This is a genomic window from Streptomyces sp. NPDC024632 (assembly GCF_055559175.1).
In genome coordinates this window covers 20,575-44,980 of sequence record NZ_JBVHLD010000005.1, presented here as the reverse complement: position 1 = coordinate 44,980, position 24,406 = coordinate 20,575, and the positions used below count along the sequence as shown (strand labels likewise).

Below are 24,406 nucleotides of genomic sequence, written 5' to 3'. Positions count from 1 at the left end.
TCGTTCCTCCGCTCGGTCGGCCGCGCAATTGCTTCAGTCCGCTGCCGGGGTCCAGGTGAAGCGCGGCTCGCGGCGTTCGAGGAATGCGGCGACGCCCTCGGCGGTGTCGCCGCTGAGGGCGGCCTGCCGGGCCCAGTGGGCGGCGCGGGCCGTGTCGTCCGACGCGTCCGCCGTCGCGGTGAACTCCTTCGCGGCGGCCTGCGTGAGCTGCGAGCGCGACCGCAGCACCCCGGCGAACTCCGTGACCCGCTTGTCCAGCTCGTCCTCCGGCAGCACCTCGTCCACCAGGCCGGTGCGCAGCGCCCGCTCGTCGTCGATCAACTCGGCCGAGAACAGCAGGTATTTGGCGGTACCGGGCCCCGCGAGCCGCACCAGGCGCCGGGTGGAGGCGGCGCCGTAGACGATGCCCAGGCGCGCGGGCGTGATCCCGAAGCGGGCGCCCCGCGCGGCGAAGCGCAGGTCGCAGGCGACGGCGAGCTGGCAGCCGCCGCCCACGCAGTAGCCGCGTACGGCCGCGATCGTCGGCTTGGGGAAGGCGGCCAGCGCCTCCTCCGCGGCCATGGCGGCGGACTGCGCGCCGCTCGACGAGACGGGGTCGGCGAGGTCGGTGATGTCGGCGCCCGCGCAGAAGGTGTCGCCCGCGCCGGTGAGGACCAGCACGCGGACGGCGGGATCGACCGCGAGGTCGTGGAGGAGTCCCGGCAGCGACTGCCACATGGCCGTCGTCATCGCGTTGCGCCGGGCCGGATTGCTGATCGTCACGGTCGCGGTGCCGTCCGCGGCGCTGACGAGCAGCCCAGGGCCGGAGGTGGACATGCGTGCTCCTTCACGGGGGCGACATGCGCTGGCCGGTGCCGACAGATCCTATCGACCGGCGCGCGGCCGGCCGGGGGCGCACGGCGCCCGCGCCAGGACAGACCGGTACGCCGTGCACGTGCAGATGATCTCGGTCGAAGAGTTCGGGAAGCGTCCGAAGACTGCCGCGAATCGATCGAAAAAACGAAGTCGGCGATCGTTTCCGGTCAAAAATTACTGAAAGGTGCGGACTTACGGTTTCCTGCCTGTTCGGCTCCCGCCGTTACGGACACTCGACCTGTGAGGCGGAAGCTGCCGGGGTTGTCGGCAGGGGCCGCGGGGACACGTCACGCGAAAGCGACGGTGGGTGCGGTCATGGAGGTGCGCGGGAGCGTCCCGCCCGATCAGGCTCCGGCTCCGAGACCGTACGAGGGGGTGTGGCGGTTCACCACCCCGGCTCTCGACTCGTCCGTGCCCCAGGTGCGGCGCGGGGTGCGCGCCCTCGTCGCCGACCAGGGGGTGCCGATCGACGAGGACCTGCTGTACGGACTGCTGGTCATCGTCTCGGAACTGGTCACCAACGCGGTGAAGCACGCGGCCGTGCTGTCGCCCGAGATCACCGTCGAGGTCGCGGTCGGCGCCGACTGGATCAGGATCGCCGTCGAGGACAACCACCCGTACCGCCCCAGGGCGCTGGAGGCCGACCACGGGCAGACCGGCGGGCGCGGGCTGCTGCTGGTGAAGACGATCACCGCGGAGGCGGGCGGCCAGTGCGACATCGCGCAGACCGAGACCGGCGGCAAGGTGATCTGGGCGGCGCTCCCGCTGCGGACCACCGCCCTCTGAAACCCCCCGGCCCGTCCTGCGCTGACCTGCCTGCCTGCCCGTCCTGACCTGCCTGCCCGTCCTGACCTGCGTGCCTGTCCCGCGCTGCCCTGCCCGTCCTGCCCGGTGCCGGACGGGGCCCCGCCGGACGGGGGCTACCAGCCCGCCGTACCGCCGGTGACCTCGCGCACGGTCGGCAGCGCCGCGTCGAGCACCGTCTGGAACCACGCCGAGAAGGGTCCGTCCGCGCGCAGCCGCGCCAGCTCCTGCGGGCCCACGAACGCCGTGTCGTCGATCTCCTCGGGGTCCGGCCGCAGCGCGTCGCCGATCAGCCCGACGAACAGGTGGTTGTACTCCTGCTCCACCAGACCGGAGGCCGGGTCCGGGTGGTTGTAGCGGACCGTGCCCGCCTCGCGCATCAGCACCGGCGCCGCGCCCAATTCCTCGGCGGTGCGCCGGGCCGCGGCCACGAACGGCTGCTCACCGGGGTACGGGTGCCCGCAACAGGTGTTGGACCAGACACCGGGGGAGTGGTACTTGCCCAGCGCGCGGCGCTGCAACAGCAGCCGGCCCTCGCCGTCGAAGAGGAACACCGAGAAGGCGCGGTGCAGGCGTCCGGGTGCCTGGTGCGCGGACAGCTTCTCCGCGGTGCCGATGGTCCGGCCGTCCTCGTCGACGAGTTCGAGCAGGATCGGTTCCGCCACGGCTTGACCCGCCGGGGTCTGCTCGGCATCTGCCAGGGTCTGCGCGGCAACACCATTGGGCGACGGTACGGCGGTGGGGGAGCCGGGTCGGCCGGTGGCAGGACTGGTGGGCATGTCCATCCTTCGCTTTCGACGACAGGCCCTCAGTCTGCCTCACTTCGCGTGCCGCTCAGTGGCAGAGCCGCGCCTCGTGCTCCGCGTGCCCGACCGGCTCCAACTGGAAGGTGCAGTGCTCCACATCGAAATGCGTGCCGAGGCAGCCCTGAAGGTCGTGCAGCATCTTCTCGTAGCCGACGGCCTCCAGGACCTCCTGGCTGACCACTACGTGCGCCGACAGCACGGGCATCCCCGAGGTGATCGTCCACACATGCAGATCGTGCAGGCCCTCCACACCGGGCAGCCCCTCGATGTGGCTGCGGACATCGCCCATGTCAACGCCCTTGGGCGCGGCCTCCAGCAGGACGTCGACGGCCTCGCGCAGCAGCTTCCACGTGCGCGGCACGATCATCAGACCGATCAGCAGCGACGCCACCGGGTCGGCCTGCCGCCAGCCGGTGGTCATGAACACCACGGCCGCGACGATCACCGCGAGCGACCCGAGCGCGTCCGCCATCACCTCGAGGAAAGCGCCCCGCACATTGAGGCTCTCGCGCTGCCCGCGCATCAGCACAACGAGTGACACGGAGTTCGCGACCAGACCGATCGCGCCGAAGACGACGGTGCCGCCGGCGTCGATGTGCTGCGGGCTGATCAGCCGCCGTACGCCCTCGTAGAAGATGAACGCGCCGACGCCGAAGAGCAGCACCGCGTTGAGGACCGCCGCCAGGATCTCGGCGCGCGCGAAGCCGAAGGTGCGGCGCTCGCTGGCGGGGCGGTTGGCGATGTGGATGGCGAGCAGCGCCATCGCGATACCGGCCGCGTCGGTCGCCATGTGACCGGCGTCGGCGAGCAGCGCGAGGGAGTCGGTGACCGCGCTGCCGACCACCTCAACCGCGAGCACGAAGAGCGTGATGCCGAGCGCGATCCGCAGCCGGCCGCGGTACGCGGAACCGGCCGTGCCGTCGGCGCCCGGCCGCAGACCATGGCTGTGGTCGTGACCGTGGCCCTTCTTCCGGCCGCCGTCGCCGCCGTCCTTCCGCTCGCCGCCGCGCTCCTGGCCGCCGCTGCGCGTGCGACCTTCGCCGTGGCCGTGCGCGTGGCCTGACCCCATGGCCGCGTCCCCCTCTCGTCGGACCGCCGTGCCATCCGGTGTGCGGCGGTCAGTCAACACCGGTTACCCACCGTGGGCAAGCCGGTACTGGAGACCGTTGTCATGTGCGGTGACCTGCGGTGATGAGGCGCGCAGAAGGGGCGCGGGGAACACCGCCCACCTCACTCGTACGGGTGAGCGCGTCCGTCGTTTGTCCGGGCGCCCGTGATCAACGATGATGATCACGCCGGGCACGCCAAGTTCAGGCGAACGGGCGGTGAACGGTGGCGGACGTGGATCCGATAGCCTCTGCCGTCGTGCCTGGCCCGGACTTGCCGACCGCGGCCCTTACAGGCAAGCCCTTCGCACGCATCCAGGGAGTGAGTTCCTCTGTCGACCGCCATTCTCACCGGCCCGCCCGCCGCGGGATCAGCGTCGCCGCTCGCGGACGACCTGCGGGCGCTGGGATTCCAGGTGGTCGAGGCGGACACGCCCGTCGCCGTCGCCGCGCGGCTCGCCCAGGTGCCCGCCGCCGACCGGGTCGCCGTCGTCGACCGCCGCTTCGTCGGCCACCGGCACGCGCTGCGCCTGGCCCTGACCGACCCGCGCTTCGACACCGCCGCGATTGCGGGCGCCGTGTCCGCGAAGGCCGCAGGCCGCCAGGCGCTCACCGCCGCCGTCACCGGGCTGACCGCGCAGGGCGGCGCCACCGTCCCGTCGCAGACCGCTCCCTCCGTACCGGCCTCGTCCGTATCGGCCCCCGGCGGCACCCTGCTGTCCGCCGCCGACGGCGACACCGCCCCCGCCGCCCGCGCGGCCACCTCGGCCGCCGTCGTCCCCGACGCGCTGGCCGCCGCCCTCGACGCGCAGGGCGCCGCCCCGCACCGCCCCGAGCTGGGCGTCCTCGTCGCGGCCGTCCCCGCCGACGCCGCCGAGCGCACCGCGACGGCCGAGGCCGTCGCCGCCGTGGACGAGGAGGCGGTACGGCTGCGCAGCGCCGTGAAGTCCCGCGACGGCTTCTTCACCACCCACTGCATCAGCCCGTACTCGCGCTACCTGGCCCGCTGGTGCGCACGCCGCGGCCTCACCCCGAACCAGGTCACCACCGCGTCGCTGCTGGTCGCGCTGATCGCCGCGGGCTGCGCGGCCACCGGCACCCGGACCGGATACGTCGCGGCGGGCGTCCTGCTGCTCGCCTCGTTCGTCCTGGACTGCACCGACGGCCAGCTCGCCCGCTACTCGCTCCAGTACTCCACGCTCGGCGCCTGGCTCGACGCCACCTTCGACCGGGCCAAGGAGTACGCCTACTACGCGGGCCTCGCGCTCGGCGCCGCCCGCGGCGGCCACGACGTATGGGCGCTCGCGCTCGGCGCGATGGTCCTCCAGACCTGCCGCCATGTCGTCGACTTCGCCTTCAACGAGGCCAACCACGACGCCACCGCCAACACCAGCCCCACCGCCGCGCTGTCCGGCAGGCTCGACAGCGTCGGCTGGACGGTGTGGGTACGGCGGATGATCGTGCTGCCGATCGGCGAGCGCTGGGCGCTGATAGCCGTGCTCACCGCGGTCACCACCCCGCGCGTCACCTTCGTCGTCCTGCTGGTCGGCTGCGGCCTCGCCGCCTGCTACACCACCGCGGGCCGCGTCCTGCGCTCACTCACCCGCAAGGCCCAGCGCACCGACCGGGCCGCCCAGGCGCTCGCCGACCTCGCCGACAGCGGGCCGCTCGCCGAGGCCGGGGCCCGGATCCTGCGCCCGCTCGCCGGTCGTATGCCGTCCTTCGCGGCGCCCGCGGTCGCCCTGCTCGGCGCCGCCGCGGTCACCGCCACCGCCGCGCTCTCCTCCCGGGGCAGCTGGTGGCCGCCGCTGGTGGCCGTGGTCTACGTCCTGACCTCGTCCTTCGCCGTCTCCCGGCCGCTCAAGGGAGCCCTGGACTGGCTGGTCCCGCCGATCTTCAGGGCCGGTGAGTACGGCACGGTGCTGGCCCTCGCGGCCGTCTCCGGGGTAAACGGGGCGTTGCCCGCTGCTTTCGGCCTGGTGGCCGCGGTCGCCTACCATCACTACGACACGGTGTACCGCATCCGCGGCGGCACCGGGGCGCCGCCGCGGGCCCTGGTACGGGCGGCCGGCGGACACGAGGGCCGCACCCTGGTGGTCGCCCTCCTGGCCGCCGTCGCACACCACACAGGCTTCACGGTCGCGCTGACGGTGCTCGCCGCGGCGCTCGCGCTGCTGGTCCTCACCGAGAGCGTCCGCTTCTGGGTGTCCGCAGGGGCTCCCGCTGTACACGACGAAACAGGAGAACCCGCATGATCGGCCTCGTGCTGGCGGCCGGCGCCGGAAGACGCCTGCGCCCCCACACCGACACCCTGCCCAAGGCACTGGTGCCGGTCGTCGGTCCCGAAGGGGCTGCGGACAGCCTGACCGTCCTGGACCTCACCCTGTCCAACTTCGCGGAGATCGGCCTGACCGAGGTCGCCGTCGTCGTCGGCTACCGCAAGGAAGCGGTCTACGCGCGCAAAACGGCGCTGGAGGAGAAGTACGGCCTCACCCTCACCCTGATCGACAACGACAAGGCCGAGGAGTGGAACAACGCCTACTCCCTGTGGTGCGCGCGCGATGTCCTCAGGCACGGGGTGATTCTGGCCAACGGCGACACCGTGCACCCGGTGTCGGTGGAGAAGACCCTGCTGGCCGCGCGCGGCGGCGGCAAGCGGATCGTGCTGGCCCTGGACACCGTCAAGCACCTCGCCGACGAGGAGATGAAGGTCGTCGCGGAGCCCGGCAGGGGAGTGCGGCGGATCACCAAGCTGATGGACCCGGCCGAGGCCACCGGTGAGTACATCGGCGTCACCCTCATCGAGGGCGAGGCGGCGGCCGAGCTGGCCGACGCGCTGAAGACCACCTTCGAGCGCGACCCCGACCTGTACTACGAGGACGGCTACCAGGAGCTGGTCAACCGCGGCTTCACCATCGACGTCGCCCCGATCGGTGACGTCGCCTGGGTCGAGATCGACAACAACGACGACCTCGCCAAGGGGCGGGTGATTGCGTGCCAGTACTGACCAGGCTCATCCCCTCCCCGGTCGTCGTCGACATCAGGGGCGGCGCGATCGCCGACCTGGCCGTACTCCTGGCCGATCAGCGGATCTCCACCTCCGGCAAGCTCGCCTTCGCCGTCAGCGAGGGCTCCGGGCTCAAGCTGCGCGACCGGCTGGCCCCCGAGCTGCCCGGCGCGGACTGGTACCCGGTGCACGGCGGCACCATCGACGCGGCCGTGAAGCTCGCCGACTCCATGCGCGGCAAGCGCTACGACGCGGTCATCGGCCTCGGCGGCGGCAAGATCATCGACGTCACCAAATACGCCGCCGCGCGGGTGGGCCTTCCCATGGTCGCGGTCGCCACCAACCTCTCGCACGACGGCCTGTGCTCACCGGTCGCCACCCTGGACAACGACAACGGGCGCGGCTCCTACGGTGTCCCGACGCCGATCGCGCTGGTCATCGACCTCGACGTGATCCGCGAGGCGCCCGCCCGCTACGTCAGGGCCGGCATCGGCGACGCGATCTCCAACCTCTCCGCGCTCGCGGACTGGGAGCTGTCCCACCGCGAGAACAGCGAGCCGATCGACGGCCTGGCCGCGGCGATGGCCAGGAGCGCCGGCGAGTCCGTGCTGCGGCACCCCGGCGGCATCGGCGACGACGACTTCCTGGTCACGCTCTCCGAGGGCCTGGTGCTGACCGGTATCGCCATGTCGATCAGCGGTGACACCCGCCCGTCGTCCGGCGCGTGCCACGAGATCAGCCACGCCTTCGACCTGCTCCACCCGCAGCGGGCCGCCGCCCACGGCGAGCAGGTCGGCATCGGCGCCGCCTTCGCGATGCACCTGCGCGGCGCGCGCGAGGAGTCGGGCCTCATCGCCGAGACCCTGCGCCGCCACGGACTGCCCGTTCTCCCCGAGGAGATCGGCTTCACGGAACCGGAGTTCGTCGAAGCGGTGCGCTACGCGCCGCAGACCCGCCCCGGCCGCTTCACGATCCTGGAACACCTGGACCTCTCCGCCACCGAGATCAGGGACGCATACGCCGACTATGTCAAAGCCATCAGTAGCTGAACTGCGCCCGGTCGTTCACCCCCCGGGGGTCAAGGACCGCCGCAGCGGCGAACACTGGGCCGGCCGGCTCTACATGCGTGAGCTGTCGCTGCGCATAGACCGGCACCTCGCGCCCACCCGCGTCACGCCCAACCAGTTGACGTACCTCATGACCGTCTTCGGCGTCCTCGCCGCCCCGGCGCTGCTGGTGCCCGGGATCGCGGGCGCCGTCCTCGGCGTGCTGATGGTGCAGCTCTACCTGCTGCTGGACTGCGTGGACGGGGAGATCGCCCGCTGGAAGCAGCAGTTCTCGCTGTCCGGCGTCTACCTCGACCGCGTCGGCGCCTACCTGTGCGACGCCGCCGTCCTGGTCGGCTTCGGGCTGCGCGCCGCCGACCTGTGGGGCAGCGGCCGGATCGACTGGCTGTGGGCGTTCCTCGGCACCCTCGCCGCGCTCGGCGCGGTGCTGATCAAGGCCGAGACCGACCTCGTGGGGGTCGCCCGGCACCAGGGCGGGCTCCCGCCGGTCAAGGAGGCGGCGTCCGAGCCGCGCTCCTCCGGAGTGGCGCTGGCCCGCAAGGCCGCCGCCGCGCTGAAGTGGCACCGCCTCGTGCTGGGCGTCGAGGCGTCCCTGCTCATCCTGCTGCTCGCGATCGTGGACCAGGCGCGCGGCGACCTGTTCTTCACCCGGCTCGGCGTCGCCGTGCTGGCCGGCATCGCGCTGCTCCAGACCCTGCTGCACCTGGTCTCCGTCCTCGCCTCCAGCAGGCTGAAGTGAGCACGCAGGGGACGCCGCTGCGCGTCGGCGCGGTCATCATCACCATGGGCAACCGCCCCGCGGAGCTGAACGACCTGCTGGACTCGGTCGCCAAGCAGCAGGGCCCGCCGGTGACGGTCGCCGTGGTCGGCAACGGGTCACCGCTGCCGCCGCTGCCCGCCGAGGTGCGCACCGCGGAGCTGCCCGAGAACCTGGGCATCCCCGGCGGGCGCAACGTCGGCATCGAGATGTTCGGCCCCGGCGCCGAGGAAGTGGACGTCGTCCTCTTCCTGGACGACGACGGGCTGCTGCCGGGCGACGACACCGCGGAGCTGGTCAGGCGGGCCTTCGAGGCCGACCCCGAGCTGGGCATCATCAGCTTCCGGATCGCCGACCCCGAGACCGGGCAGACGCAGCGCAGGCACGTCCCCCGGCTGCGCGCCGCCGACCCGATGCGGGACTCGCGGGTCACCACCTTCCTGGGCGGCGCGTGCGCCGTGCGCAGCCGCGTCATCCAGCAGGTCGGTCCGCTGCCCGCCGAATTCTTCTACGCGCACGAGGAGACAGATCTGGCCTGGCGCGCTCTTGACGCGGGTTGGTTGATCGACTATCGGCATGACATGGTGCTGTTCCACCCGGCGACCTCGCCCGCCCGGCACGCGGTGTACCACCGGTTGGTGGCCCGTAACCGGGTGTGGCTGGCCCGGCGTAATCTGCCCTGGCCGCTGGTCCCGGCGTACCTCGGCGTCTGGTTCGCGCTGACGCTGGTGCGCCGGCCGTCCGGGCCGGCGCTGCGAGCGTGGCTCGGCGGATTCCGTGAGGGATGGACAACTCCCTGCGGTCAACGGCGGCCGATGCGCTGGCGGACCGTCTGGAGGTTGACCCGGCTAGGCCGACCCCCGATCATCTGACAAGCTCGGACCTGAGAGCATCAGGCGCAGCCCGGGATTCCCCTGCCCCGGCGCGCACCTTGAGGACGAAAGTGTCAACTGTGAGCGAGACAACGCACAATGGTGCGGTCGCCGTCGGTGTCCCCCCGGCACCCACGGCCGATGACGGCCTCAGCCCCGCCCAGGTAGCGGCCAAGTACGGCTTGTCCGTCAGTGGCGCCCGGCCTGGCCTGGTGGAGTACACGCGGCAGCTCTGGGGCCGTCGACATTTCATCAACGAGTTCGCCAAGGCGCGCACCCAGGCGCAGTACACCCAGGCCCGCCTCGGCCAGCTCTGGCAGGTGATGACGCCCCTGCTGAACGCGGCGGTGTACTACCTGATCTTCGGTCTGCTGATCGGCACCAGCAAAGGCATCGACAACTTCATCGCCTTCCTGGTCACCGGCATCTTCATCTTCACCTTCACGCAGTCCTCGGTACTCAGCGGCGTGCGCGCGGTGTCCGGCAACCTCGGTCTGATCAGGGCGCTGCACTTCCCGCGCGCCTCGATGCCGATCGCCTTCACGCTGATGCAGCTCCAGCAGCTCATCATGTCGATGTTCGTCCTGCTGGCGATCGTGCTGATGACCGGTGAGGTGCCGAACGCCTCCTGGCTGCTGATGTTCCCCGCGCTGATCACGCAGTGGGTCTTCAACACCGGCCTGGCGCTGATCGTGGCGCGGCTGGGCAGCAAGATGACGGACCTGGCGCAGCTCATGCCGTTCATCCTGCGCACCTGGATGTACATGTCCGGCGTCATGTACAGCATCGAGAAGCTGACCAGCGACGCGCCGCACTTCGTACGCATCCTGCTCGACATCAACCCGGCCGCGGTCTACATCGATCTGATGCGCTTCGCGCTCATCGACAGCGTGACCTCCTCCCAGTTGCCGCCGCACGTGTGGGCGTCCGCGGTCGGCTGGGCCGTGCTGGTGGGCGTCGGCGGCTACGTCTACTTCTGGAAGGCGGAGGAGCAATATGGCCGTGGCTGAGCAGCAGAGCGTCGAGAGGGCACAGCAGCCCTCCGACAGCCGCGTTCCCACCGTGATAGTGGACGACGTGCACATCGTCTACACGGTGCACGGCGCGGGCACCGGCAAGGGCAGCGCGACCGCCGCCCTGGGCCGGCTGATCTCCCGCAAGGGCTCGCCGAACGTCCGCCGGGTGCACGCGGTCAAGGGCGTCAGCTTCACCTCGTACCGCGGTGAGGCGATCGGCATCATCGGTTCCAACGGCTCCGGCAAGTCGACGATCCTGCGCGCCATCGCGGGTCTGCTGCCGCCGGAGCGCGGGAAGATCTACACCGACGGCCAGCCGTCGCTGCTGGGCGTCAACGCGGCGCTGATGAACGACCTCACGGGTGAGCGCAACGTCATCCTGGGCGGTCTGGCCATGGGCATGACGCAGGACGAGGTGCGCCGCCGCTACCAGGGGATCGTCGACTTCTCGGGCATCAACGAGAAGGGCGACTTCATCTCGCTGCCGATGCGGACGTACTCCTCCGGCATGGCGGCGCGCCTGCGGTTCTCGATCGCGGCGGCCAAGAACCACGACGTGCTGATGATCGACGAGGCGCTGGCCACCGGCGACCGCGCGTTCCAGCGCCGGTCCGAGGCCCGGATCAGGGAACTGCGCAAGGAAGCGGGCACGGTCTTCCTCGTCAGCCACAACAACAACTCCATCCGCGACACGTGCGACCGCGTGGTGTGGCTGGAGAAGGGCGAGCTGTTGATGGACGGTCTGACCGACGACGTGCTCAAGGCGTACGAGGAGCACACCGGCAAGTAGCGTTCCCTGCCTGCTCGCAGGCGTACGAGGTCCCCGTCGGACGATCCGGCGGGGACCTTGTATGTCAATCCCACCACGTGTCACGCCCCCGGCGTACGCCGCAGCATCACCGGTCGTAAGCTGTACCGGTGCTGGGAGCCTGGAGATGATCGAAACCGCTGACCGACACCCGGGTGCGACACCCGGTGCGGCGTGTCCGAAATGGGAAGTATCTGCTGGGCGGTGTAGAACGGGGGGTGTGGCGGCCATGATGATCGGGACCATCCTGCTCCGGGGCACGCTCGCCGCCTGTGTGCCGGGAAGAGCATGGTGACCGGGGACGCCGAGTCCCGGGCCGTCCTGGACAAGGCCGCGCGCGAGAACTTCCCCGTGGCACCGGTGTTCCTGCCGCGTGCCTGGCGCCGGGACCTGATGGCGGTGTACGGATTCGCCCGGCTGGTGGACGACATCGGCGACGGCGACCTGGCGGGGGGCGGCCGGGAGGACGCGCTGCGACTCGGACTGTCCGCCGACTCCGCCGACGACCGGCTCGCGATGCTGGACGCCTTCGAGGCCGACCTCAACCGCGTGTTCGACGGCACTCCCCGGCATCCGCTGCTGCTCGCGCTCCAGCCCACCGTCCGCCGCCACCACCTCAGCCCCGAGCCCTTCCTCGGTCTGATCGCCGCCAACCGGCAGGACCAGCAGGTGCGGCGGTACGCGACCTACGACGACCTGCTGGCGTACTGCGAATTGTCCGCCAATCCGGTCGGCCGGCTGGTGCTGTCCATCACCGGCACCTCGACGCCCGAGCGCGTCCGGCGCTCGGACGCGGTCTGCACCGCGCTCCAGATCGTGGAGCATCTCCAGGACGTGGCCGAGGACCTCGGCCGCGACCGGATCTATCTGCCCGCCGAGGACATGAAGCGTTTCTCGGTCGAGGAGACCGATCTCGCCGCCGCGACGGCCGGCGCACAGGTGCGCGCCCTGGTCGCGCACGAGGCGGAACGCGCCGGATACTTGTTGGATGAAGGTACCCCCCTGGTGGGCAGCGTCCGTGGCAGGCTCAGGCTGCTGCTCGCCGGATTCGTCGGCGGCGGCCGTGCCGCGCTGAAGGCGGTCGAAGCGGCGGGGTACGACGTACTGGCGGTATCGCCGAAAGCCACCAAGCCCAGCCTGCTGCGCGAGGTGGGGTCGACATTGCGAAGAGAGGGGTGAGCCGGACCGTGAACGGTTCCGCCCACACGTCCGGTCCCGTGCTCGCGGCCTACCGCTACTGCGAGGCTGTGACCGGCCACGAGGCCCGCAACTTCGCGTACGGCATCCGCCTGCTGCCCGCCCCCAAACGGCAGGCGATGTCCGCGCTGTACGCGTTCTCCCGCCGGGTCGACGACATCGGCGACGGTGAACTGCCGCCGCGGGAGAAGGCCGAGCGGCTCGACGGCACCCGCGCGCTGCTCACCCGCGTCCGCGCGGGAGAGGTCGCGGAGGACGACACCGACCCGGTGGCGGTCGCGCTCGCCGACTCCGCGCGCCGCTTCCCGCTGCCGCTCGAAGGGCTCGACGAACTCATCGACGGCGTCCTGATGGACGTCCGCGGCGAGACGTACGAGACCTGGGACGACCTCGCCGTGTACTGCCGTTGCGTGGCCGGCGCGATCGGACGGCTCTCGCTTGGCGTGTTCGGCACCGCGAATGGGCACGATCATGCGCGTGCCGCAGAATATGCCGACACGCTCGGCCTCGCCCTACAACTCACCAACATCCTCCGGGACGTCCGTGAGGACGCCGCGAACGGACGGACGTACCTGCCCGCCGAGGATCTCGCCAAGTTCGGCTGCGCGGCCGGTTTCCACAGCGATACCGCGCCGCCCGGCTCCGACTTCCCCGGCCTGGTGGAATTCGAAGTACGGCGCGCCCGCGCCCTGTTCGCCACCGGATACCGGCTGCTCCCGATGCTCGACCGGCGCAGCGGCGCCTGCGTCTCGGCCATGGCCGGGATCTACCGCAGGCTGCTCGACCGGATCGCCGCCGACCCCGAGGCCGTCCTGCGCGGCCGGGTGTCACTGCCCGGACGGCAGAAGGCGTACGTCGCCGTCCGCGGCCTCGCGGGGCTCGACGCCCGCCGTACCGCCCGCTCCCCACGAGGTGACGCGTGAGACCGTCCCGCGACGGCGCGGGTCCGCGCGCACGGCACGGGGCACGGTACGCGCACGACGAGGCAACCACCGGGACACGTACGGCGTCACTGCCAGCAACGGTTCGCCGTGCTGGACACGGCGGGGCCGAAGGGGGGAGGACGCATGACCGCGCATGAGCGGATCACCACCGACGGCGGCGGCATGCGCACCGCCGTCGTGGTCGGCGGCGGACTCGCCGGTACGACGGCCGCGCTCGCGCTGGCCGACGCCGGGGTGCGCGTCACCCTCGCCGAGGCCAGACCCCGACTCGGCGGCCTCGCCTTCTCCTTCAAGCGCGGCGAGTTGACCGTCGACAACGGCCAGCACGTCTTTCTGCGCTGCTGCGACGCCTACCAGTGGTTCATCGACCGGATCGCGGCCCGCGACCTGGTGACCCTTCAGGACCGGCTGGACGTACCGGTGCTGGAGGCCGACACGCTCCGGCTGGGGCGGCTGTCCAGGACCGCGCTGCCGGTGCCCCTGCACCTGGCCGCGAGCCTGCTCCGCTACCCGCATCTGAGCCCGCGTGAGCGGGCCTCGGTGGGCCGCGCCGCGCTCGCGCTGGGCCGCCTCGACCTGGACGACCCGGCCCTGGACCGTACGGACTTCGCGAGCTGGCTCAGTGCGCGCGGGCAGTCGGCGCGCACCATCGAGGCGCTGTGGGACCTGGTCGGTGTGGCCACGCTCAACGCGCGGTCGGCCGACGCCTCGTTGGGCCTGGCCGCGAAGGTCTTCAAGACCGGACTGCTCTCCGACCCGGGGGCCGCCGACATCGGCTGGGCCTCGGCGCCGCTGGGCGACCTGCACGACGGCCGGGCCCGCGCCGCGCTGGACACCGCGGGTGTACGCACCATGCTGCGCTCCCGTACCACCGGCATCAAAGAGGCGGCGGACGGCGGCTGGCACGTCTCGATCGAGACCGGACCGGGACGCGGCGAGCAACTCGACGCGGACATCGTGGTGTTGGCGGTCCCGCAGCGCGAGGCCCACGGCCTGCTGCCCGCCGGATCGCTCGAAGATCCGGAAAAGCTCTTGCGCATCGGTACCGCTCCGATCCTCAATATGCATGTGATCTACAACAGACAGGTGCTCCGACAGCCGTTCTTCGCGGCACTCGGCAGCCCCGTCCAGTGGGTCTTCGACCGCACCGTCAGTTCCGGGCTCACCGGCGGCGGTCAGTACGTGGCCGTGTCCCAGTCGGCGGTGGAGGACGAGATCGACCTCCCCGTGGCCGAGTTGCGCGCCCGCTACCTGCCCGAGCTGGAACGGCTGCTGCCCGCGGCCCGCGGCGCGGGCGTCCGCGACTTCTTCGTCACCCGGGAACGCACCGCGACCTTCGCGCCCACTCCGGGTGTCGGGAGCTTGCGGCCCGGTCCGGTGACCCGCGCCCCCGGCCTCTACCTGGCCGGGTCGTGGACCGCCACCGGCTGGCCCGCGACCATGGAGAGCGCGGTGCGCAGCGGCCTGCACGCCTCCCGAGAAGCGTTGTCCGCGCTCGGGATGCCATTCGACAACGGCGTCCTGGAGGCGGCATGAGTGCTATTGGTGCAACCAGAGGAGAGAACGTGACCGCCACCGGCGTCATCGAACTGCTGGAAAACGGCCGCATCCTGACCACACCCGTACTGCGCGCGGCCGTGGCCCGCCTCGCACCCCCGATGGACACCGTCGCCGCCTACCACTTCGGCTGGATCGACGAGGCGGGCCGCCCCGCGGACGGCGACGGCGGCAAGGCCGTACGCCCGGCGCTGGCCCTGCTGTCCGCGGAGGCCGCGGGCGCCTCGGCCGAGACGGGCGTACCCGGCGCCGTCGCCGTGGAGCTGGTGCACAACTTCTCGCTGCTGCACGACGACCTGATGGACGGCGACGAGCAGCGGCGGCACCGCGACACGGTATGGAAGGTGCACGGTCCCGCCCAGGCGATCCTGGTCGGCGACGCGCTCTTCGCGCTCGCCAACGAGCTGCTGCTGGAACAGGGCACGGTCGACGCCGGCCGGGCCACCCGCCGGCTGACCACCGCCACCCGCAAACTGATCGACGGTCAGGCGCAGGACATCTCCTTCGAGCACCGCGAGCGGGTCACCGTCCAGGAGTGCCTGGAGATGGAGGGCAACAAGACCGGCGCGCTGCTGGCCTGCGCGTCCTCCATCGGCGCGGTGCTCGGCGGGGCCTCGGAGTCCGACGCCGACGCGCTGGAGGAGTACGGCTACCACCTGGGGCTCGCCTTCCAGGCGGTGGACGACCTGCTGGGCATCTGGGGCGACCCCGCGGCCACCGGCAAGCAGACCTGGAGCGACCTGCGGCAGCGCAAGAAGTCGCTTCCCGTGGTCGCCGCGCTCGCCGCGGGAGGGTCCGCGTCGGAGCGCCTGGGTGAACTGCTCGCGGCGGACGCGAAGAATCCTGAAACCGGTGCCTTCAGCGAGGAAGAGTTCGCTATGCGCGCGGCGTTGATCGAAGAGGCCGGTGGACGTGAGTGGACCTCCCAGGAGGCCAGGAGGCAGTACGCGACCGCCATCGCCGCGCTGGACAAAATGGACATGCCGGAACAAATTCAACGTAAGCTCGTTGGTCTCGCGGATTTTGTGGTGGTCCGCGAGAAATAAAGAGAACGACAGAACGAAACGTGGAGCGCTAACGTCGCCGGTCCCTCTTATGTGACGGCCGACGGCCGCCCCAACACCGCAGATAGTCTCAACTGCAAAGGGGAAGCCATGACAGCGACGACCGATGGCAGTCCAGGGACGCCAACCCACCGGACACCTTCGGCCAGCAGCACCTCGGAGCCGGACCCTGTTCCAGCCGACGGCACCGAGGCGGCGGCGCAGCGTGCCGTGCAGCGCGCCGCAGACCACCTTCTGGCACGGCAGCACCCCGACGGATGGTGGAAGGGCGACCTCGAAACGAACGTGACGATGGACGCCGAGGATCTGTTGCTCCGACAGTTCCTGGGTATCCAGGACGAGCAGACCACCGCGGCCTCCGCCCGGTGGATCCGCTCGCAGCAGCGTGAGGACGGCGCCTGGCCCACCTTTCACGGCGGGCCGGGCGACGTGTCGGCCACCATCGAGGCGTATGTCGCGCTGCGACTCGCCGGGGACTCCCCGGACGAGGCGCACATGGCACTCGCCGCCAAGTGGTCGCGCGGCGAAGGGGGAGTGGCGGCCAGCCGGGTCTTCACCCGCATCTGGCTGGCCCTGTTCGGCTGGTGGAGCTGGGACGACCTCCCGGAACTGCCGCCCGAGATCATCTACCTGCCCAAGTGGATGCCGCTGAACATCTACTCGTTCGGCTGCTGGGCGCGGCAGACCATCGTGCCGCTCACCGTCGTCGGAGCCCACCGCCCGGTCCGCCCGGCGCCGTTCGGCATCGACGAGCTGCACATCAACCCCAAACAGCCCAACCCCAAGCGGCGCAGAGCCTCCATCAGGACCTGGGACGGTGTCTTCGAGCGGCTCGACCAGGTGCTGCACGTCTACCGCCGCTTCAGCCCGCGCATGGTGCGGCGCAGCGCCATGCACGCCTGTGCCCGCTGGATCATCGAGCGTCAGGAGGCCGACGGCTGCTGGGGAGGAATCCAGCCACCCGCCGTCTACTCCGTGATCGCCCTGCACCTGTTGGGCTACGAGCTCGACCACCCGGTGGTCAAGGCCGGTCTCGACTCGCTGGATCGTTTCGCCGTATGGCCGGAAGAGGGCGTCCGGATGATCGAGGCGTGCCAGTCCCCGGTCTGGGACACCTGCCTCGCCGCCATCGCGCTCGCCGACGCGGGCGTCCCCGCGGACGACCCGGCGCTGGTCAAGTCGGCCGAATGGATGCTCGGCGAGCAGATCACCCGGCCGGGTGACTGGTCCGTGCAGCGGCCCCAGCTCGCCCCGGGCGGCTGGGCGTTCGAATTCCACAACGACATCTACCCCGACATCGACGACACCGCCGAGGTCGTCCTCGCCCTGCGCAGGATCGACCACCCGGACCGGGCGCGCGTCGACTCCGCGGTGGAGAAGGCCGTGCGCTGGAACGTCGGGATGCAGTCGCGGAACGGCGCGTGGGGCGCCTTCGACGCCGACAACACCAGCAGGTTCCCGAACCGGCTGCCCTTCTGCGACTTCGGCGAGGTCATCGACCCGCCGTCGGCCGACGTCACGGCGCACGTGGTGGAGATGCTCGCCGCGCTCGGTCTCGAGCACGACGAGCACGCCCGCCGCGGCATCGAGTGGCTGCTGGCGGAACAGGAGGACAACGGCGCCTGGTTCGGCCGTTGGGGGGTCAATTACATCTACGGCACGGGGTCCGCCGTCCCCGCGCTGGCCTCGGCCGGTCTGCCGTCGAGCCACCCGGCGATCCGCAAGGCGGTGAGCTGGCTGGAATCGGTGCAGAACAACGACGGTGGCTGGGGCGAGGACCTGCGTTCCTACTCCGACCGGGAATGGGTGGGCCGCGGTGCCTCCACCGCCTCGCAGACCGCGTGGGCCCTGATGGCGCTGCTGGCGGCGGGCGAACGGGACGGTGACGCGGTCGCGCGCGGGGTGCGCTGGCTGACCGACACCCAGCTCCCCGACGGGTCGTGGGACGAGCCGTACTTCACCGGTACGGGCTTCCCTCGCGACTTCTCGATCAACTACCACCTCTACCGCATGGTCTTCCCGCTGACCGCCCTCGGGCGATACGTACGCGACGAGCCGTTCGGTACCGCGGGTGCCCCGGCCGTCACCGCCGGAACCGCCGCTGGAAAGGGGGCCTAGTTCGTGGGCCATACAGGACCGCCGCTGCTGGTGGTGTGCGCCCTGCGCATCGAGAAGGTCGCGCTGCGCAGGGGAGCGGCCCGGAACGCCGCCGAAAGGGTCACCGTGCTCAGGACCGGCATGGGACCCACGGCCGCCGACCGGGTGGTCCGTGAGGCCCTGCACCAACCGGAGCTGCGCGGCTCGGCCGTCCTCACCACGGGCTTCTGTGCCGGGCTCGCGCCCGGCATGCGCCCCGGTGACGTCGTGGTCGCCGAGGACGGCCACGAGAGCGAGGCGCTCGCCGCCGCGCTCAAGGCGGCCGGTCACACCGTGCACACCGGCCCCCTCGCAGAATCCGACCATGTCGTGCGGGGCGCCGAGCGCACCGCACTGGCGGCGACCGGTGCCATCGCCGTGGACATGGAATCGGCCGCGATGCGACGCGCCGCGCTCGCCGAAGGCGCGCGCCACATCGCGGCGGCCCGAGTCGTCGTCGACACGCCCGAGTTCGAACTCGTACGTGTCGGAACGCTTCGCACCGGGATCATCGCATTCCGGGTGCTCAGAGATCTTGTTCCTGCCTTTCTTGATTGGCACCGCACTACCGTGCTCCCCTGGAGGTGAGCTAGATGGCTATGCCGCTCCGTCAGACCATCCGTGTCGCGTCGTACCTCTTCGAACAGAAAATGGTCAGGCGCCGCGAAAAGTTCCCGCTCATCGTCGAGCTCGAACCGCTCTTCGCCTGCAACCTCAAATGTGAGGGCTGCGGCAAGATCCAGCACCCCGCCAACGTGCTGAAGCAGCGCATGCCGGTGGCCCAGGCCGTCGGCGCGGTGCTGGAGTCGGGCGCGCCGATGGTGTCCATCGCGGGTGGTGAGCCGCTGATGCACCCCCAGATCGACGAGATCGTCCGGCAACTCGTCGCGAAGAAGAAGTACGTCTTCCTCTGCACCAATGCCCTTCTGCTGCGCAAGAAAATCGAGAAGTTCACACCTTCTCCTTACTTTGCCTTTACCGTTCACATTGACGGTATGCGCGAGCGGCACGACGAGTCCGTGGCCAAGGAAGGCACCTTCGACGAGGCCGTGGCCGCGATCAAGGAAGCCCAGCGCCGCGGTTTCCGGGTCACCACGAACTCGACTTTCTTCAACACCGACACGCCGCAGACGATCATCGAGGTGATGAACTACCTCAATGACGATCTGAAGGTCGAGGAGATGATGCTGTCTCCCGCGTACGCCTACGAGAAGGCGCCCGACCAGGACCACTTCCTGGGCGTGACGCAGACCCGTGAGCTGTTCAAGAAGGCGTTCGACGACGGCAACCGGCGCAAGTGGCGGCTCAACCACAGCCCGCTCTTCCTGGACTTCCTGGAGGGCAAGGCGGACTTCCCCTGCACCGCGTGGGCGATCCCCAACTACTCGCTCTTCGGCTGGCAGCGCCCCTGCTACCTGATGGCCGACGGGTACGTGGCCACGTACCAGAAGCTCCTGGACGAGACGGACTGGGACAAGTACGGCCGGGGCAAGGACGACCGGTGCGACAACTGCATGGCGCACTGCGGTTACGAGCCCACGGCCGTCATGGCCACCATGGGCTCCCTGAAGGAGTCCATCCGCGCCGCCCGTGAGACGGTCGCCTCCAACAGGGCGAAGTGACCTGACGATGACAGCAGTCGAGCCGGTCGCGCTCGGCCTGCCCTCCCTGCCGGCCCGGCCTCTGGCGACGCGTCGTGTTTCGCGTCGTATCCAGGTCGGGTCGGTCCCGGTGGGCGGGGACGCGCCTGTTTCCGTCCAGTCGATGACGACGACCCGTACCTCTGACATCGGTGCCACTCTTCAGCAGATCGCGGAGCTGACGGCTTCGGGCTGTCAGATCGTGCGGGTGGCGTGTCCGACGCAGGATGACGCCGACGCGTTGGCGACGATCGCGAAGAAGTCGCAGATTCCGGTGATCGCGGACATTCATTTTCAGCCGAAGTACGTGTTCGCGGCGATCGATGCCGGGTGTGCGGCGGTTCGGGTGAATCCGGGGAACATCAAGCAGTTCGACGACAAGGTGAAGGAGATCGCGCGGGCGGCTTCGGACGCGGGGACGCCGATCCGGATCGGTGTGAACGCGGGGTCGCTGGACGCGCGGCTGCTGAGGAAGTACGGGAAGGCGACGCCTGAGGCGCTGGTGGAGTCCGCGCTGTGGGAGGCGTCGCTGTTCGAGGAGCACGGTTTCCGGGACATCAAGATCTCGGTGAAGCACAACGACCCGGTGGTGATGGTCAACGCGTACCGGCTGCTGGCCGCGCAGTCGGACTATCCGCTGCATCTGGGTGTGACGGAGGCGGGTCCGGCGTTCCAGGGGACGATCAAGTCCGCTGTGGCGTTCGGCGCTCTGCTGTCGGAGGGTATCGGGGACACGATCCGGGTGTCGCTGTCGGCTCCTCCGGCGGAGGAGGTCAAGGTCGGTATCCAGATTCTGGAGTCGTTGAATCTGCGGCAGCGGCGGCTGGAGATCGTGTCGTGTCCGTCGTGCGGGCGTGCGCAGGTGGATGTGTACAAGCTCGCGGATCAGGTGTCGGCGGGTCTTGACGGTATGGAGGTCCCGCTGCGGGTCGCGGTGATGGGCTGTGTCGTCAACGGTCCGGGTGAGGCCCGTGAGGCCGACCTCGGTGTCGCGTCGGGCAATGGCAAGGGTCAGATCTTCGTCAAGGGTGAGGTCATCAAGACCGTGCCGGAGTCGAAGATCGTCGAGACGCTGATCGAAGAGGCGATGAAACTCGCCGAGCAGATGGAGGCCGACGGCACCACGTCGGGTGAACCCTCCGTGACCGTCGGCGGCCAAGCCGTCGCGGGAACGGTCGGCTGAACATAGCAATCCCGGCAGGGGGAACGAGGTCCACTTATGTCGATGCTGGAGAACATCCGAAGCCCGCGCGACCTGAAGGCACTGCCCGAAGGCCGGCTCGACGAACTGGCCGCCGACATCCGGCAGTTCCTGGTCCAGGCCGTGGCCAGGACCGGCGGCCACCTGGGACCGAATCTGGGGGTGGTGGAGCTGACGATCGCGCTCCACCGCGTCTTCGACTCGCCCGTCGACCGGATCCTGTGGGACACCGGCCACCAGTCCTACGTCCACAAACTGCTCACCGGCCGCCAGGACTTCTCCAAACTGCGCAGCAAGGGCGGCCTGTCCGGCTACCCCTGCCGCGCCGAGTCCGAGCACGACGTGATCGAGAACAGCCACGCCTCCACCGTCCTCGGCTGGGCCGACGGCCTCGCCAAGGCCAACCAGGTCAAGGGCGGCGACGACCATGTGGTCGCCGTCATCGGCGACGGCGCGCTCACCGGCGGCATGGCCTGGGAGGCGCTGAACAACATCGCCGCGGGCCGGGACCGCCCACTGATCATCGTCGTCAACGACAACGAGCGGTCGTACGCCCCGACCATCGGCGGTCTGGCCAACCACCTCACCACGCTGCGCACCACCGACGGCTACGAACGCTTCCTGTCCTGGGGCAAGAGCGTCCTCCAGCAGACCCCGGTCATCGGGCAGCCGCTCTACGAGTCGCTGCACGGCGCGAAGAAGGGCTTCAAGGACTCCTTCGCCCCGCAGGGCATGTTCGAGGACCTGGGCCTGAAGTACGTCGGCCCGATCGACGGCCACGACATCGCCGCCGTCGAGACCGCGCTGCGCCGCGCCAAGCGGTTCAGCGGCCCGGTGCTGGTGCACTGCCTCACCGAGAAGGGCCGCGGCTACCCGGCCGCCGAGCAGGACGAGGCGGACCGCTTCCACACCGTCGGCGCGATCAACCCGCTCACCGGCCGCCCGCTCGCCCCGGTCGGCGGCCCGTCGTGGACCTCCGTCTTCGGCAAGGAGATGGTCCGGGTCGGCGCCGAGCGGCCCGACGTCGTGGCGATCACCGCGGCCATGCTGCAACCGGTCGGACTCGAAGCCTTCGCGAAGGCGTACCCGCACCGGGTCTACGACGTCGGCATCGCCGAACAGCACGCCGCGACCTCGGCCGCGGGCCTGGCCACCGGCGGACTGCACCCGGTGGTCGCGGTCTACGCGACCTTCCTCAACCGTGCCTTCGACCAGGTCCTGATGGACGTGGCCCTGCACAAGTGCGGAGTCACCTTCGTCCTGGACCGGGCCGGGGTGACCGGGGTCGACGGCGCCTCGCACAACGGCATGTGGGACATGTCGATCCTCCAGGTCGTGCCGGGGCTGCGGATCGCCGCGCCGCGCGACGCCGACCAACTGCGGGCCCAACTGCGCGAAGCCCTCGACGTGGACGACGCGCCCACCGTGATCCGCTTCCCGAAGGAGACCGTCGGCGAGCCGCTGCCCGCCGTCGACCGGGTCGGCGGCATGGACGTGCTGCACCGGCCGTCCGAGGGCGAGACATCCGATGTGCTGCTGGTCTCGGTCGGCGCGCTCGGCGCCACCTGCCTGTCGGTCGCGGAACTGCTGGCCGGCCGCGGTATCGGCGTCACCGTCGTCGACCCGCGCTGGGTCAAGCCGGTCGACCCGGCGCTGCCCGAACTGGCCGCGCGCCACCGCATGGTGGCCGTCGTGGAGGACAACGGCCGCGCGGGCGGCGTCGGTTCGGCCGTCGCGCAGGCGCTGCGCGACGCGGGCGTGGACGTGCCGCTGCGCGACTTCGGCATCCCGCAGCAGTTCCTCGCGCACGCCAAGCGCGCCGAGGTGCTGGCCGACATCGGACTGACCCCCGCCGAGATCGCGGGCCGGATCGGCGCGGCCCTGACCCGTATCGACACCCGTACCGGCACCCGGAACGGCGGCGCGCGTACGGTGACGGTCGGGGAACCGGCCGGGGCCGCGGACGACACCGCGCGGGAGGCCGTACCCATTCACGTACGCAAGGAGCAGGTGAGCGATGACATCGTCTGAGAGCAGCGTGGGCGAAGGGCCCGCCCCGCAGGCCGGCGGCGGCGAAGTGCCCGGCCCGGCCAAGGGGTTCGACCTGGCGACGCTGCTCGCCGAGCGCGGCGGCGAGCGCTACGACCTGCACGCCAAGCACCTGAACCACCAGCTTCCGCGGATGCTGCACACCATCGGCTTCGACAAGGTCTACGAGCGGGCCGAGGGCGCGCACTTCTGGGACGCCGACGGCAACGACTACCTGGACATGCTCGCCGGATTCGGCGTGATGGGCGTCGGACGCCACCACCCGGTGGTCCGCAAGGCGCTGCACGACGTGCTCGACGCGGGGCTCGCCGACCTGACCCGCTTCGACTGCCAGCCGCTGCCCGGCCTGCTCGCCGAGAAGCTGCTCGCCCACTCGCCGCACCTGGACCGGGTGTTCTTCGGCAACAGCGGCACCGAGGCCGTCGAGACCGCGCTGAAATTCGCCCGGTACGCCACCGGCAAGACGCGCGTCCTGTACTGCAAGCACTCCTTCCACGGGCTGACCACCGGGTCGCTGTCCGTCAACGGCGAGGCCGGATTCCAGGACGGCTTCGCACCGCTGCTGCCCGACACCCCGATCGAGGTGGGCGATCTCGAAGCGCTCGCAAAGGAGTTGAAGCGCGGCGACGTGGCCGCGATGATCATCGAGCCGATCCAGGGCCACGGCGTCTATATCCCGCCGCCCGGATACCTGCGCGCCGCCCAGGAGTTGCTGCACAAGCACAAGGCGCTGCTCATCTGCGACGAGGTGCAGACCGGCATCGGCCGCACCGGCACCTTCTACGCCTACCAGCAGGAGGAGGGCGTCGAGCCCGACCTGCTGACCGTCGCCAAGACGCTCTCCGGCGGATACGTGCCGGTCGGCGCGACGCTCGGCAAGGACTGGATCTTCAAGAAGGTCTACTCCTCCATGGACCGGGTCCTGGTGCACTCCGCCAGCTTCGGGTCCAACGCCCAGGCGATGGCGGCGGGACTGGCCACGCTGTCGGTGGTGGAGGACGAGCGGCTGGTCGAGAACTCCCGGCTGATGGGCGACCTGCTGCGCACCCGGCTGGCCGCGCTCACCGACCAGTACGAGTTCCTGAAGGACGTCCGCGGTCGCGGCCTGATGGTCGGCATCGAATTCGGCCGCCCCAAGTCGCTCGGCCTGCGCAGCCGTTGGACGATGCTCCAGGCCGCCCGCAAGGGGCTCTTCGCGCAGATGGTCGTGGTGCCGCTGCTCCAGCGGCACCACATCCTCACCCAGGTCTCCGGCGACCACGTCGAGGTCATCAAGCTGATCCCGCCGCTGGTCGTGAACGAGGCGGACGTCGACCGCTTCGTGACGGCCTTCACCGCCGTCATGGACGACGCGCACGGCGGGGGCGGCCTGATGTGGGACTTCGGCCGCACGCTGGTCAAGCAGGCGGTCGCCAACCGCTGAGGCGCACCGCCGGGACACGGACGGGGGGGGGGGGGGGGGGGGGGGGGGGGGGAAGGGGGGTTTCCCCCCTCGCTCCGCCCCCCCCCCCCCATCCCGT

The 24,406-nt window shown here is 70.7% G+C and carries 21 protein-coding genes; 18 read left to right on the top strand and 3 right to left on the bottom strand.

Annotated elements, in window-relative coordinates:
• Positions 1-33 precede the first annotated feature (33 nt).
• On the bottom strand, positions 34-816 hold the full coding sequence (locus ACZ37P_RS11840; RefSeq protein WP_467346249.1) for an enoyl-CoA hydratase/isomerase family protein: 783 nt from the start codon (positions 814-816) through the stop codon (positions 34-36).
• Between the two features lie 354 nt (positions 817-1,170).
• Between ACZ37P_RS11840 and ACZ37P_RS11835 the strand changes: the two genes are divergently transcribed.
• The gene (locus ACZ37P_RS11835) at positions 1,171-1,641 is read left to right on the top strand and encodes an ATP-binding protein (RefSeq protein WP_467346248.1); all 471 of its coding nucleotides are present in this window, start codon (positions 1,171-1,173) and stop codon (positions 1,639-1,641) included.
• A gap of 134 nt (positions 1,642-1,775) precedes the next feature.
• Here ACZ37P_RS11835 and idi read toward each other — a convergent pair whose 3' ends face one another.
• Positions 1,776-2,438 carry an isopentenyl-diphosphate Delta-isomerase gene (idi, locus tag ACZ37P_RS11830; protein WP_355339441.1) on the bottom strand — a complete coding sequence of 221 codons (663 nt, stop codon included), beginning with the start codon at positions 2,436-2,438 and terminating at the stop codon, positions 1,776-1,778.
• Between the two features lie 55 nt (positions 2,439-2,493).
• Complete coding sequence (locus ACZ37P_RS11825) at positions 2,494-3,534, bottom strand: cation diffusion facilitator family transporter (RefSeq protein ID WP_467346247.1); 1,041 nt, start codon at positions 3,532-3,534, stop codon at positions 2,494-2,496.
• 369 nt (positions 3,535-3,903) lie between these two features.
• Between ACZ37P_RS11825 and ACZ37P_RS11820 the strand changes: the two genes are divergently transcribed.
• The 17 genes from ACZ37P_RS11820 (at position 3,904) to ACZ37P_RS11740 (ending at position 24,309) form a co-directional block, all read left to right on the top strand.
• Entirely contained in the window at positions 3,904-5,826 is a 1,923-nt protein-coding gene (locus ACZ37P_RS11820) for a DUF5941 domain-containing protein (protein WP_467346544.1), read from the top strand.
• A complete protein-coding gene (locus tag ACZ37P_RS11815; protein WP_355339445.1) occupies positions 5,823-6,578 on the top strand; it encodes a phosphocholine cytidylyltransferase family protein in 756 nt (251 codons plus the stop codon). The genes ACZ37P_RS11820 and ACZ37P_RS11815 overlap by 4 nt, the downstream gene beginning before the upstream one ends.
• Complete coding sequence (locus ACZ37P_RS11810) at positions 6,566-7,627, top strand: iron-containing alcohol dehydrogenase family protein (RefSeq protein WP_355339448.1); 1,062 nt, start codon at positions 6,566-6,568, stop codon at positions 7,625-7,627. Before ACZ37P_RS11815 ends, ACZ37P_RS11810 begins: the two co-directional genes overlap by 13 nt.
• A complete protein-coding gene (locus ACZ37P_RS11805) occupies positions 7,605-8,384 on the top strand; it encodes a CDP-alcohol phosphatidyltransferase family protein (protein WP_188282694.1) in 780 nt (259 codons plus the stop codon). The genes ACZ37P_RS11810 and ACZ37P_RS11805 overlap by 23 nt, the downstream gene beginning before the upstream one ends.
• Before the next feature lie 44 nt (positions 8,385-8,428).
• Positions 8,429-9,274, top strand: a complete 846-nt coding sequence (locus tag ACZ37P_RS11800; protein ID WP_355339541.1) for a glycosyltransferase family 2 protein — start codon at positions 8,429-8,431, stop codon at positions 9,272-9,274.
• Between the two features lie 80 nt (positions 9,275-9,354).
• Positions 9,355-10,284 carry an ABC transporter permease gene (locus ACZ37P_RS11795; RefSeq protein WP_355339451.1) on the top strand — a complete coding sequence of 310 codons (930 nt, stop codon included), beginning with the start codon at positions 9,355-9,357 and terminating at the stop codon, positions 10,282-10,284.
• On the top strand, positions 10,271-11,080 hold the full coding sequence (locus ACZ37P_RS11790) for an ABC transporter ATP-binding protein (protein WP_355339454.1): 810 nt from the start codon (positions 10,271-10,273) through the stop codon (positions 11,078-11,080). Before ACZ37P_RS11795 ends, ACZ37P_RS11790 begins: the two co-directional genes overlap by 14 nt.
• Positions 11,081-11,386: 306 nt before the next feature.
• Positions 11,387-12,277 (top strand): squalene synthase HpnC, encoded by an 891-nt coding sequence (gene hpnC, locus ACZ37P_RS11785; protein ID WP_467346245.1) that lies wholly within the window; start codon positions 11,387-11,389, stop codon positions 12,275-12,277.
• Positions 12,274-13,218, top strand: a complete 945-nt coding sequence (gene hpnD / locus ACZ37P_RS11780) for a presqualene diphosphate synthase HpnD (RefSeq protein WP_355339460.1) — start codon at positions 12,274-12,276, stop codon at positions 13,216-13,218. The genes hpnC and hpnD overlap by 4 nt, the downstream gene beginning before the upstream one ends.
• 144 nt (positions 13,219-13,362) lie before the next feature.
• Positions 13,363-14,775, top strand: a complete 1,413-nt coding sequence (hpnE, locus tag ACZ37P_RS11775) for a hydroxysqualene dehydroxylase HpnE (protein ID WP_391051414.1) — start codon at positions 13,363-13,365, stop codon at positions 14,773-14,775.
• Entirely contained in the window at positions 14,772-15,842 is a 1,071-nt protein-coding gene (locus ACZ37P_RS11770) for a polyprenyl synthetase family protein (RefSeq protein WP_188282688.1), read from the top strand. Before hpnE ends, ACZ37P_RS11770 begins: the two co-directional genes overlap by 4 nt.
• Before the next feature lie 108 nt (positions 15,843-15,950).
• Positions 15,951-17,978, top strand: coding sequence for a squalene--hopene cyclase (shc, locus tag ACZ37P_RS11765; RefSeq protein ID WP_391051416.1), 2,028 nt, complete (start codon positions 15,951-15,953; stop codon positions 17,976-17,978).
• A gap of 3 nt (positions 17,979-17,981) precedes the next feature.
• A complete protein-coding gene (locus ACZ37P_RS11760; RefSeq protein ID WP_355339469.1) occupies positions 17,982-18,584 on the top strand; it encodes a phosphorylase family protein in 603 nt (200 codons plus the stop codon).
• 5 nt (positions 18,585-18,589) lie between these two features.
• A complete protein-coding gene (gene hpnH, locus ACZ37P_RS11755) occupies positions 18,590-19,618 on the top strand; it encodes an adenosyl-hopene transferase HpnH (protein ID WP_355339472.1) in 1,029 nt (342 codons plus the stop codon).
• A 7-nt stretch (positions 19,619-19,625) separates the two neighbouring features.
• Positions 19,626-20,819, top strand: coding sequence for a flavodoxin-dependent (E)-4-hydroxy-3-methylbut-2-enyl-diphosphate synthase (gene ispG, locus ACZ37P_RS11750; protein WP_391051419.1), 1,194 nt, complete (start codon positions 19,626-19,628; stop codon positions 20,817-20,819).
• Positions 20,820-20,855: 36 nt separating this feature from the next.
• Positions 20,856-22,868, top strand: coding sequence for a 1-deoxy-D-xylulose-5-phosphate synthase (gene dxs, locus ACZ37P_RS11745; protein ID WP_467346240.1), 2,013 nt, complete (start codon positions 20,856-20,858; stop codon positions 22,866-22,868).
• A complete protein-coding gene (locus ACZ37P_RS11740) occupies positions 22,855-24,309 on the top strand; it encodes an aspartate aminotransferase family protein (protein ID WP_467346239.1) in 1,455 nt (484 codons plus the stop codon). Before dxs ends, ACZ37P_RS11740 begins: the two co-directional genes overlap by 14 nt.
• Positions 24,310-24,406 lie beyond the last annotated feature (97 nt).

Excerpts from the sequence above, each read along its gene's own strand:
- ACZ37P_RS11840 (WP_467346249.1), bottom strand. The coding sequence starts at position 816 with ATGTCCACCTCCGGCCCTGGGCTGCTCGTCAGCGCCGCGGACGGCACC.
- ACZ37P_RS11835 (WP_467346248.1), top strand. The coding sequence starts at position 1,171 with ATGGAGGTGCGCGGGAGCGTCCCGCCCGATCAGGCTCCGGCTCCGAGA.
- idi (WP_355339441.1), bottom strand. The coding sequence starts at position 2,438 with ATGCCCACCAGTCCTGCCACCGGCCGACCCGGCTCCCCCACCGCCGTA.
- ACZ37P_RS11825 (WP_467346247.1), bottom strand. The coding sequence starts at position 3,534 with ATGGGGTCAGGCCACGCGCACGGCCACGGCGAAGGTCGCACGCGCAGC.
- ACZ37P_RS11815 (WP_355339445.1), top strand. The coding sequence starts at position 5,823 with ATGATCGGCCTCGTGCTGGCGGCCGGCGCCGGAAGACGCCTGCGCCCC.
- ACZ37P_RS11805 (WP_188282694.1), top strand. The coding sequence starts at position 7,605 with ATGTCAAAGCCATCAGTAGCTGAACTGCGCCCGGTCGTTCACCCCCCG.
- ACZ37P_RS11800 (WP_355339541.1), top strand. The coding sequence starts at position 8,429 with ATGGGCAACCGCCCCGCGGAGCTGAACGACCTGCTGGACTCGGTCGCC.
- ACZ37P_RS11790 (WP_355339454.1), top strand. The coding sequence starts at position 10,271 with ATGGCCGTGGCTGAGCAGCAGAGCGTCGAGAGGGCACAGCAGCCCTCC.
- hpnC (WP_467346245.1), top strand. The coding sequence starts at position 11,387 with ATGGTGACCGGGGACGCCGAGTCCCGGGCCGTCCTGGACAAGGCCGCG.
- hpnE (WP_391051414.1), top strand. The coding sequence starts at position 13,363 with ATGACCGCGCATGAGCGGATCACCACCGACGGCGGCGGCATGCGCACC.
- ACZ37P_RS11770 (WP_188282688.1), top strand. The coding sequence starts at position 14,772 with ATGAGTGCTATTGGTGCAACCAGAGGAGAGAACGTGACCGCCACCGGC.
- shc (WP_391051416.1), top strand. The coding sequence starts at position 15,951 with ATGACAGCGACGACCGATGGCAGTCCAGGGACGCCAACCCACCGGACA.
- hpnH (WP_355339472.1), top strand. The coding sequence starts at position 18,590 with ATGGCTATGCCGCTCCGTCAGACCATCCGTGTCGCGTCGTACCTCTTC.
- ispG (WP_391051419.1), top strand. The coding sequence starts at position 19,626 with ATGACAGCAGTCGAGCCGGTCGCGCTCGGCCTGCCCTCCCTGCCGGCC.
- dxs (WP_467346240.1), top strand. The coding sequence starts at position 20,856 with ATGTCGATGCTGGAGAACATCCGAAGCCCGCGCGACCTGAAGGCACTG.
- ACZ37P_RS11740 (WP_467346239.1), top strand. The coding sequence starts at position 22,855 with ATGACATCGTCTGAGAGCAGCGTGGGCGAAGGGCCCGCCCCGCAGGCC.